Origin of the sequence: Bacillus sp. jun7 (assembly GCF_051034795.1) — a bacterium.
Classification (GTDB): Bacteria; Bacillota; Bacilli; order Bacillales; family Bacillaceae; genus Bacillus; species Bacillus velezensis.
In genome coordinates this window covers 2360932-2370000 of sequence record NZ_CP093219.1, presented here as the reverse complement: position 1 = coordinate 2370000, position 9069 = coordinate 2360932, and the positions used below count along the sequence as shown (strand labels likewise).

The following is a 9069-nucleotide window of genomic DNA, read 5'->3' as shown; positions in this document are numbered from 1 at the left end:
TATGTGCGGACGGGATAAGTGCTGAAAGCATCTAAGCATGAAGCCCCCCTCAAGATGAGATTTCCCATTCCGCAAGGAAGTAAGATCCCTGAAAGATGATCAGGTTGATAGGTCTGAGGTGGAAGTGTGGCGACACATGGAGCTGACAGATACTAATCGATCGAGGACTTAACCAATTTGAATGTATGCTTACTGTTATCTAGTTTTGAGAGAACACTCTCAATGGTTTGGTGGCGATAGCGAAGAGGTCACACCCGTTCCCATGCCGAACACGGAAGTTAAGCTCTTCAGCGCCGATGGTAGTCGGGGGTTTCCCCCTGTGAGAGTAGGACGCCGCCAAGCTATTATTACGGTAAAGGCAGCTCATCATGAGCTGCCTTTTTTATTTATAAGTATTGCTTCAGGAAATTAGAAACGTAATACGGAAATTTGCGTTCCGTTACCTCTAAGAACCGGCGGATCATCACATAATCATCACTGACATGCTGTGTCAGCAGTTCATACCACCACTCCGTTTCATATCTTGCAATCATCCCGATATTGTAGAGGACCAAATAATGAATAATCATTTCCGGAAGATGCAGGAAGTGGTCACGCTGAGAGGGAATGTAATATTGATTTTTCTCCAAGTGAAACAATAAATTTGGAGAAGACCAAGGTTCTCTGTCTATCGGGTCAGCCTCAAAAACCAAGTGGTTATGGTCTTTCCTCAGAAAAGACCACTTCAAATGATGGCTGATATATTCAGCAAAGCGGGAATCAGACATATTGTAATGAATCACCGCATGCTCAGGCACTGAAATAAGGTCATCTTTCAGTTCTACTTGGGTCAGCCAATTCTTTTTCTCTTGGAAGTAAAAGACAGTATGCAATTCAGGTATGGCTGTCAGCAATTTCTTCATTGTGTACCGTTCTTCCTCAAGACCAGCTATCCCGAATAAGTGCTTCATTACATGAATACATAAGCCATTGCGCTGCACCTTCACTTCATCATCCCTAAAGGAGTAATTTTGCTTTTTGCGTTTCCGGGCAGTCACGCCATGTGCGAGTACTGAAGCGTGGCTTGGATAGCCTGGATCTGTGGTCAGAAGGCAGGCTTTCAGCAATTGTGACATCCCGTAAAACAACAGAATAGGCTTAATTTCTAAAGGGGAAAGAGATGCCTGCTTATAGAAGGACTCGGCGTGTTTGATAAAGAATATGAAGCGCTCACTGTTCTTAAACGCATATCGTTTTGGTTCTTCCATGCCGCTTTCTGTATAGACTTTGTTTAGAAATTTTTGGGAAGATTCTACGGAATAAAATAATGATAACTCTTTCCACTCATGATCTCTCATATGTATTTTTAAACCCTTTCCTTTATCTAAATATTTCAACTCTTTTTCGCTTCCTTGACATGCTGTTTTCTAGTTGATAATCTACATATAATATTTTGCCGAAAAGAGGGGGATTTACTAATGTGGGAAAGTAAATTTTCAAAAGAAGGCTTAACGTTCGATGATGTACTGCTCGTACCGGCTCAATCAGACGTACTTCCGCGTGATGTGGATTTATCTGTTGAACTGACAAAAACGTTAAAGCTTAATATTCCTGTCATCAGTGCGGGAATGGATACAGTAACAGAATCAGCTATGGCGATTGCGATGGCCAGACAGGGCGGCTTAGGCATTATCCATAAGAACATGTCCATCGAACAGCAGGCTGAACATGTTGACAAAGTCAAACGTTCTGAACGGGGCGTTATTACAAATCCCTTCTTTTTAACACCTGATCATCAAGTATTCGATGCGGAGCATTTGATGGGGAAATACAGAATTTCCGGTGTTCCGATCGTAGATAATAAAGACGATCAAAAGCTTGTCGGTATCATTACAAACCGTGATCTACGCTTTATCTCTGATTATTCAATGAAAATCAGTGATGTCATGACAAAAGAAGAGCTGGTTACGGCTCCTGTGGGAACCACATTAGACGAAGCAGAAAAAATCTTACAGAAACATAAAATTGAAAAACTTCCATTAGTGGATGACCAAAACAAATTAAAAGGTCTTATCACGATCAAAGATATTGAAAAGGTTATCGAATTCCCGAATTCATCTAAAGATGAACACGGACGCCTTATTGTCGGCGCTGCGGTAGGCGTGACAGGCGATACAATGACACGCGTCAGCAAGCTTGTTGAAGCGAATGTCGACGTTATCGTGGTTGATACGGCTCACGGACATTCCAGAGGCGTACTGAACACAGTTGCGAAAATCCGTGAAACATATCCTGAACTGAACATTATCGCAGGAAATGTTGCAACGGCTGAAGCGACAAAAGCTCTGATTGAAGCCGGAGCAAATATTGTCAAAGTGGGAATCGGGCCTGGTTCTATCTGTACGACACGCGTCGTTGCAGGTGTAGGCGTACCGCAGATCACTGCCATTTATGATTGTGCCACTGAAGCGAGAAAACACGGCGCGACAATTATCGCAGACGGCGGTATTAAATTCTCCGGAGATATTACGAAAGCGTTGGCTTCAGGCGGACATGCCGTAATGCTCGGAAGCCTGCTTGCCGGTACTTCAGAAAGCCCGGGAGAGACTGAAATCTATCAGGGCAGAAGATTTAAAGTATATCGCGGTATGGGTTCTGTCGCTGCCATGGAAAAAGGCAGTAAAGACCGATATTTCCAAGAAGAAAATAAGAAATTCGTCCCTGAAGGTATCGAAGGACGGACTCCGTACAAAGGTCCTGTAGAAGAAACAGTGTATCAGCTTGTCGGCGGTCTTCGTTCAGGTATGGGATATTGCGGTTCAAAAGACTTGCGCGCTTTAAGAGAAGAGGCTCAATTCATCCGTATGACAGGTGCTGGTCTTCGCGAAAGTCATCCGCATGATGTCCAGATTACGAAAGAATCACCAAACTACACAATCTCATAATTGTTACAAATAAAAAACATTTGACAGGGTCGCTGACTCTGTCTATTTTTTTTATATCGAGTGTGATAAAATTTATACTGTTGTGTTTTGAATTTGAATATGTCCTTAACGGCTTAATTATAGATTTAAAATGAATGACGGAGGTCGTAAGATTGAACATCACGAAATGGAAACAGCTGTTGGTGTCATTAGTGGTACTGGCACTGGCTGCAACTTGCTTTGTTCCGATGTCTAAAGCGGAGGCAGCCGGCAATGACCCGATTGATGTCAACGCATCAGCTGCGATAATGATTGAGGCTTCATCGGGAAAAATTTTATACAGTAAAAATGCAGACAAAAGACTGCCGATTGCCAGCATGACAAAAATGATGACTGAATATCTGCTTCTGGAAGCTATTAAAGAAGGAAAAGTGAAATGGGACCAAACGTATACTCCTGATGATTATGTCTATGAAATTTCTCAAGACAACAGTTTATCAAACGTCCCCCTTCGAAAAGACGGCAAATACACGGTTAAAGAACTGTATCAGGCCATGGCGATTTACTCTGCTAACGGAGCCGCAATTGCAGTTGCCGAAATTCTTGCCGGAACTGAAACGAAATTTGTCGCTGAAATGAATGCGAAAGCCAAAGAATTAGGCATGACAAACTATGATTTTAAAAATGCCACAGGGCTTGTGAATGAAGACCTTCACGGCAAGCAGCCGCAAGGAGAAGGCGTTAAAGAAGAGAGTGAAGTTTCTGCTAAAGACATGGCGCTTCTTGCAGGCCGCCTGATCACTGATTATCCGGAAGTTCTCAAAACAACAAGCATCGCTAAAACAAAATTCAGAGCCGGCACTGATGATGAAATGGACATGCCGAACTGGAACTTCATGTTAAAAGGTCTTGTTTCTGAATACCCTGGCGTTGACGGCTTAAAAACGGGTTCTACTGATTCTGCGGGATCTTGTTTTACAAGCACAGCACAGCGGAACGGAATGCGGGTCATCACCGTTGTATTAAACGCAAAAGGCAACCTGCATACCGGACGTTTTGATGAAACGAAAAAAATGCTCGATTACGCATTTAACAGCAATTTCTCAATGAAAGATCTTTACCCTGAAGGCTCTCAAGTAAAAGGGCACAAAACGGTTGACGTTGAAAAAGGGAAAGACAAGCAAGTTGATATTGTTACTGACAAGGCGCTTTCTATTCCTGTGAAAAGCGGGGATGAAAAGAACTATCAAGCCGAAGTGAATATAGATAAAAAAGAAATCACGGCTCCTGTGAAAAAGGGAACGAAAGTCGGAACGCTGACAGTTACATACAAAGGCAGTGACAAAGACTATGGCTTCCTCAAATCCAAAGAGTTCAGCGTGAATCTTGTAACGAAAAATGATGTAGATAAAGCAAACTGGTTTGTTCAGATGATGCGCGGCATCGGCGGGTTCTTCTCCGGTATCTGGAACAGCGCCGTTGACACGGTAACAGGCTGGTTTTAAGAAATAAGAAAGAGCTCTGATGAAAGTTAGGGCTCTTTTGCTTAATATACTGAAAAAACCAAATTATTAGTAAAAAAATGATATCTATCTTATTCATCTCGCTGTAAAATAAGAATACCCATATGAAATATTGTATTTCTGGGATACAATAAGAGATAGACATTATCTAACTATACATTGACTAGGGGGACCAAATAATGGCTCAAACAGGTACTGATCGTGTAAAACGCGGCATGGCGGAAATGCAAAAAGGCGGCGTCATCATGGACGTTGTAAATGCTGAACAAGCGAAGATTGCGGAAGAGGCGGGAGCTGTTGCCGTAATGGCGTTAGAACGCGTTCCGGCTGATATTCGCGCTGCCGGCGGTGTTGCCCGCATGGCTGATCCGACAATCGTTGAAGAAGTAATGAATGCTGTATCCATTCCCGTAATGGCAAAAGCGCGTATCGGACATATCGTTGAAGCGCGTGTCCTTGAAGCAATGGGGGTAGATTACATCGATGAAAGTGAAGTTCTGACTCCGGCTGACGAAGAATTTCATTTAAATAAAAATGAATATACAGTCCCGTTCGTATGCGGCTGCCGTGATCTCGGCGAAGCAACTCGCCGTATCGCCGAAGGAGCTTCCATGCTTCGTACAAAAGGCGAACCGGGAACAGGAAACATTGTGGAAGCTGTCCGCCATATGAGAAAAGTAAACGCGCAAGTGCGCAAAGTTGTTGCGATGAGCGATGATGAGCTGATGACTGAAGCTAAAAACCTCGGCGCTCCTTATGAACTGCTTCTTCAAATCAAACGTGACGGCAAACTGCCTGTAGTGAACTTTGCTGCCGGCGGAGTAGCGACGCCTGCTGACGCGGCATTGATGATGCAGCTTGGCGCTGACGGCGTATTTGTCGGTTCAGGTATTTTCAAATCAGACAACCCTGCTAAATTCGCCAAAGCAATTGTTGAAGCAACGACTCATTACACAGACTACAAACTGATCGCTGAGCTTTCTAAAGAATTAGGCACAGCAATGAAAGGAATCGAAATCTCAAATCTATTGCCGGAACAGCGTATGCAAGAACGCGGCTGGTAAAACCATAGGAGAGCTGGAAGCATGTTAACAATTGGTGTACTTGGACTTCAAGGAGCAGTAAGAGAACATATTCGTTCAATTGAAGCATGTGGTTCAAAAGGTGTCGTCATTAAGCGTCCTGAACAGCTGAATGACATCGACGGCTTAATCCTGCCGGGAGGGGAAAGCACGACAATGCGGCGTTTAATGGATACGTATCATTTTATGGAGCCGCTTCGCGAGTTTGCCGCCCAAGGCAAGCCGATGTTCGGCACATGCGCCGGTCTGATTATCTTAGCCAAAGAGATAGCGGGAACGGATAATGCTCATTTAGGGCTGTTGAACGTTGTTGTCGAGCGTAATTCCTTTGGCCGTCAGGTCGACAGCTTTGAAGCTGATCTGACGATTAAAGGCCTTGATGAGCCGTTTACGGGTGTATTTATTCGCGCACCGCATATTTTAGAAGCCGGAGAAGATGTTGAAGTGCTTTGTGAGCATAACGGACGCATCGTGGCTGCAAAGCAGGGAAATTTCCTCGGCTGCTCGTTCCATCCTGAACTGACGGATGATCACCGGGTGACAGAGCTGTTTGTGAAGATGGCGGAAAAGCATAAGCAGGAAACAGCTGTATAAAACAGTTGAAAACCGCTGATACTTATAGTACATTATAATCACAAATAAAGATCGAAAAGCGTTGACAGGAAGCAGTAGGGAGCCCCTCTTTCAAAGAGAGCCGATGGGTGGTGCGAATCGGTGAAAGATGCTGTCCGAATCCGTCCTTGAGCGAAATGCTGAAAACAAGTAGGCATTTACGGGAAAACCGTTATGTGTTAAAGCGGGAAGCAAGTGTGAGCTTGTTTTCAATCAGGGTGGCAACGCGAGAGCTCTCGTCCCTTTTAGGGGATGAGGGCTCTTTTTTATTTTCGATAAAAACAGATAGGAGTTGTTAGGCATGATTGATACGAAGGTGCTGAGAGCCAATTTTCAAGAGGTAAAAGCGAAGCTCATTCCAAAAGGCGAAGACTTATCTGATTTTGACAAGTTTGAAGAGCTGGATGAAAAGAGAAGAGAGCTTATCGGTAAAGTAGAAGAACTGAAGGGAAAACGCAATGAAGTGTCTCAGCAGGTCGCCGTTTTGAAACGGGAGAAAAAAGACGCTGATCATATTATTAAAGAGATGCGTGAAGTAGGCGAAGAAATTAAGAAGCTTGATGAAGAGCTTCGTACTGTCGAAACGACGCTCGAAACCATCCTTCTGTCTATTCCGAACATCCCGCACGATTCAGTGCCCGTCGGAGAAACGGAAGATGATAACATTGAAATTCGCAAGTGGGGAGAGGCGCCGGCATTTTCATATGAGCCGAAACCTCATTGGGATATCGCAGACCGCTTAAACATTCTTGATTTCGAACGCGCTTCAAAAGTAACAGGCAGCCGGTTTGTGTTTTATAAAGGATTAGGCGCCCGCCTCGAACGCGCGCTCTACAACTTTATGCTGGATCTTCACGTTGATGAATATGATTACACGGAAGTCATTCCTCCTTATATGGTAAACCGTACGAGCATGACAGGTACGGGACAGCTTCCTAAATTTGAAGAGGATGCTTTTAAAATCAGAGAAGAGGATTATTTCTTAATTCCGACGGCGGAAGTGCCGATTACAAATATGCACCGCGATGAAATCTTATCAGGTGAGAACCTGCCGATCAATTATGCCGCGTTCAGCGCCTGCTTCCGTTCAGAAGCGGGATCCGCCGGCCGTGATACACGCGGTTTGATCCGTCAGCATCAGTTCAACAAGGTTGAGCTTGTAAAGTTCGTGAAGCCGGAAGATTCTTATGAGGAGCTTGAAAAACTGACAAATCAAGCTGAGCGGGTGCTTCAGCTGCTTGAACTGCCGTATCGCGTCATGAGCATGTGTACCGGTGATCTCGGCTTTACAGCTGCGAAAAAGTACGATATTGAGGTTTGGATTCCAAGCCAAGACACATATCGTGAAATTTCTTCTTGCAGCAACTTTGAGGCCTTCCAGGCAAGACGTGCGAACATTCGATTCAGACGCGAAGCGAAAGGCAAGCCGGAGCATGTGCATACATTAAACGGTTCAGGCCTTGCAGTCGGCAGAACAGTAGCTGCCATCTTGGAAAACTACCAGCAGGAAGACGGAAGTGTCATCATTCCTAAAGTGCTTCGTCCTTATATGGGAAATAAAGAAGTCATCAAACCATAAAAAGGTGCGCCCTAGAGGCGCGCCTTTTTTGCTGCCCGGTATAGAGCGGCGGCATTCCGGGCTGTACTTTCAAGGTTAAAACGGCCGGATGCTAAGGCGTCTTCAAGACTTACAGCGCCGGGCACGATAGAAAATACAGCTGTTATTCCTGCGCTGTAAACATGCTCAAAATTTTTGCCTAAGGAGCCCGCCAATGCGATAACGGGAATTTCTTGAGCGGCTGCGCGTGCGGCGATCCCGGCGGGGGTTTTGCCGAATATCGTTTGTCCGTCAATCTGGCCCTCTCCGGTAATGACAAGGTCAGCATCTCTTATCTGATCTGAGAAGGACAGTGTATCTAATACAACGTCAATCCCGCTTTGAAGTTCTGCCTGTAAGAAAGCGATCAGTCCAGCGCCCAGCCCACCTGCGGCGCCTGCGCCTTTTACGGTATCCGCTTCGATATCGTGCTGACGTCTCAATACGTCAGCGAAATGGCGTAAATTGCGATCCAATACAACTTTAGTCTTCTCGGACGCCCCTTTTTGCGGGCCGAAGACATATGACGCGCCGTTTTCACCGGTCAGGGGATTTTCGACATCACATGCGGCACGAAAACGGATATGTTTCAGATCAGGGGAGAGCCCGCTTATATCAATAGAAGCTAGGGTGTGCAGAGCGCCTCCGCCGTCAGGTATCTCCTGACCTTCCTCATTTAAGAAACGCACACCGAGCGCGCTCGCCATTCCTGTTCCGCCGTCATTGGTTGCACTCCCGCCAAGCCCGATGATGATCTCACTCGCCCCGCGGGAGGCTGCATCTGCTATTAGTTCACCCGTTCCTCTTGTCGTTGTGTTCAACGGATCTCTGAGGTGGCGGGGAACGAGATGGAGACCCGATGCTTCCGCCATTTCAATGACTGCCGTGCGTCCGTCTCCCAGAAGTCCATATGCGGCGTTTACCGGTGTTCCCAGCGGACCGGTCACAGTTTTTTTGATGATGCTTCCGCCAGTGGCATCCGTCAAAGCCTGAACGGTTCCTTCTCCGCCATCAGCCGCGGGTATCTTGATATATTCCGCGTCAGGGAAGACCGCTTTGAATCCTTTTTCTATGCTGTCAGCTGCTTCTTTTGATGTCATGCTTTCTTTGAAAGAATCGGGTGCAATGATGATTTTCACTATGTTCTCCACCTTTATGATCAGGTTATCTGTTTGAATCTATTCTTGATTTTTATTGTGTTTTCCTGCCCGTATGGCATACTGAGGTTGAATTGGACGCAAGACTTTTGTATGATAGTAAAGCTGACGGAAAAGCTGTTTAAGAAATGAAATAAAAAATATGAAAAAGCGCTTGACTGAAATTTGGGTCATGTGGTATATTATTAAATGTCG

7 protein-coding genes, 2 rRNA genes and 1 other annotated feature (1 of these 10 only partly in view) are annotated in these 9069 nt (G+C 45.2%); of the genes, 7 read left to right on the top strand and 2 right to left on the bottom strand.

The genetic code is table 11. The features are described 5' to 3' along the window. Together MJQ52_RS11500 and rrf are read left to right on the top strand one after the other, a co-directional pair. Window positions 1-176: ribosomal RNA gene (locus MJQ52_RS11500) — 23S ribosomal RNA — on the top strand; it begins 2754 nt to the left of the window's first position. Between the two features lie 50 nt (window positions 177-226). Then, window positions 227-342: ribosomal RNA gene (gene rrf / locus MJQ52_RS11495) — 5S ribosomal RNA — on the top strand. A 44-nt stretch (window positions 343-386) separates the two neighbouring features. Here rrf and MJQ52_RS11490 read toward each other — a convergent pair. Further along, window positions 387-1337: a YaaC family protein gene (locus MJQ52_RS11490; protein WP_025854090.1), complete on the bottom strand. Its 951-nt coding sequence runs from the start codon at window positions 1335-1337 to the stop codon at window positions 387-389. A gap of 120 nt (window positions 1338-1457) precedes the next feature. Here MJQ52_RS11490 and guaB point away from each other — a divergent pair, with 120 nt between their 5' ends. From guaB to serS, 5 genes are all read left to right on the top strand, one after another. Further along, the gene (gene guaB / locus MJQ52_RS11485) at window positions 1458-2924 is read left to right on the top strand and encodes an IMP dehydrogenase (RefSeq protein WP_003150717.1); all 1467 of its coding nucleotides are present in this window, start codon (window positions 1458-1460) and stop codon (window positions 2922-2924) included. Between the two features lie 152 nt (window positions 2925-3076). After that, window positions 3077-4408 carry a D-alanyl-D-alanine carboxypeptidase family protein gene (locus MJQ52_RS11480; protein WP_025854089.1) on the top strand — a complete coding sequence of 444 codons (1332 nt, stop codon included), beginning with the start codon at window positions 3077-3079 and terminating at the stop codon, window positions 4406-4408. Window positions 4409-4605: 197 nt separating this feature from the next. Next, entirely contained in the window at window positions 4606-5490 is an 885-nt protein-coding gene (gene pdxS / locus MJQ52_RS11475) for a pyridoxal 5'-phosphate synthase lyase subunit PdxS (protein ID WP_003150714.1), read from the top strand. A gap of 21 nt (window positions 5491-5511) precedes the next feature. Further along, window positions 5512-6102 carry a pyridoxal 5'-phosphate synthase glutaminase subunit PdxT gene (gene pdxT / locus MJQ52_RS11470; protein WP_007615126.1) on the top strand — a complete coding sequence of 197 codons (591 nt, stop codon included), beginning with the start codon at window positions 5512-5514 and terminating at the stop codon, window positions 6100-6102. A gap of 52 nt (window positions 6103-6154) precedes the next feature. Then, window positions 6155-6367 (top strand) — a binding site (T-box leader). A 54-nt stretch (window positions 6368-6421) separates the two neighbouring features. Continuing rightward, window positions 6422-7699, top strand: coding sequence for a serine--tRNA ligase (serS, locus tag MJQ52_RS11465; RefSeq protein ID WP_003150709.1), 1278 nt, complete (start codon window positions 6422-6424; stop codon window positions 7697-7699). An 11-nt stretch (window positions 7700-7710) separates the two neighbouring features. On the opposite strand, the gene MJQ52_RS11460 is transcribed toward serS, so the two are convergent. After that, window positions 7711-8856, bottom strand: coding sequence for a glycerate kinase (locus MJQ52_RS11460; RefSeq protein WP_094247313.1), 1146 nt, complete (start codon window positions 8854-8856; stop codon window positions 7711-7713). Window positions 8857-9069 lie beyond the last annotated feature (213 nt).

What these genes read in the sequence shown, in the direction of transcription:
- MJQ52_RS11490 (WP_025854090.1), bottom strand. Translation starts at nt 1,337, where the DNA reads ATGAGAGATCATGAGTGGAAAGAGTTATCATTATTTTATTCCGTAGAA.
- guaB (WP_003150717.1), top strand. Translation starts at nt 1,458, where the DNA reads ATGTGGGAAAGTAAATTTTCAAAAGAAGGCTTAACGTTCGATGATGTA.
- pdxS (WP_003150714.1), top strand. Translation starts at nt 4,606, where the DNA reads ATGGCTCAAACAGGTACTGATCGTGTAAAACGCGGCATGGCGGAAATG.
- pdxT (WP_007615126.1), top strand. Translation starts at nt 5,512, where the DNA reads ATGTTAACAATTGGTGTACTTGGACTTCAAGGAGCAGTAAGAGAACAT.
- serS (WP_003150709.1), top strand. Translation starts at nt 6,422, where the DNA reads ATGATTGATACGAAGGTGCTGAGAGCCAATTTTCAAGAGGTAAAAGCG.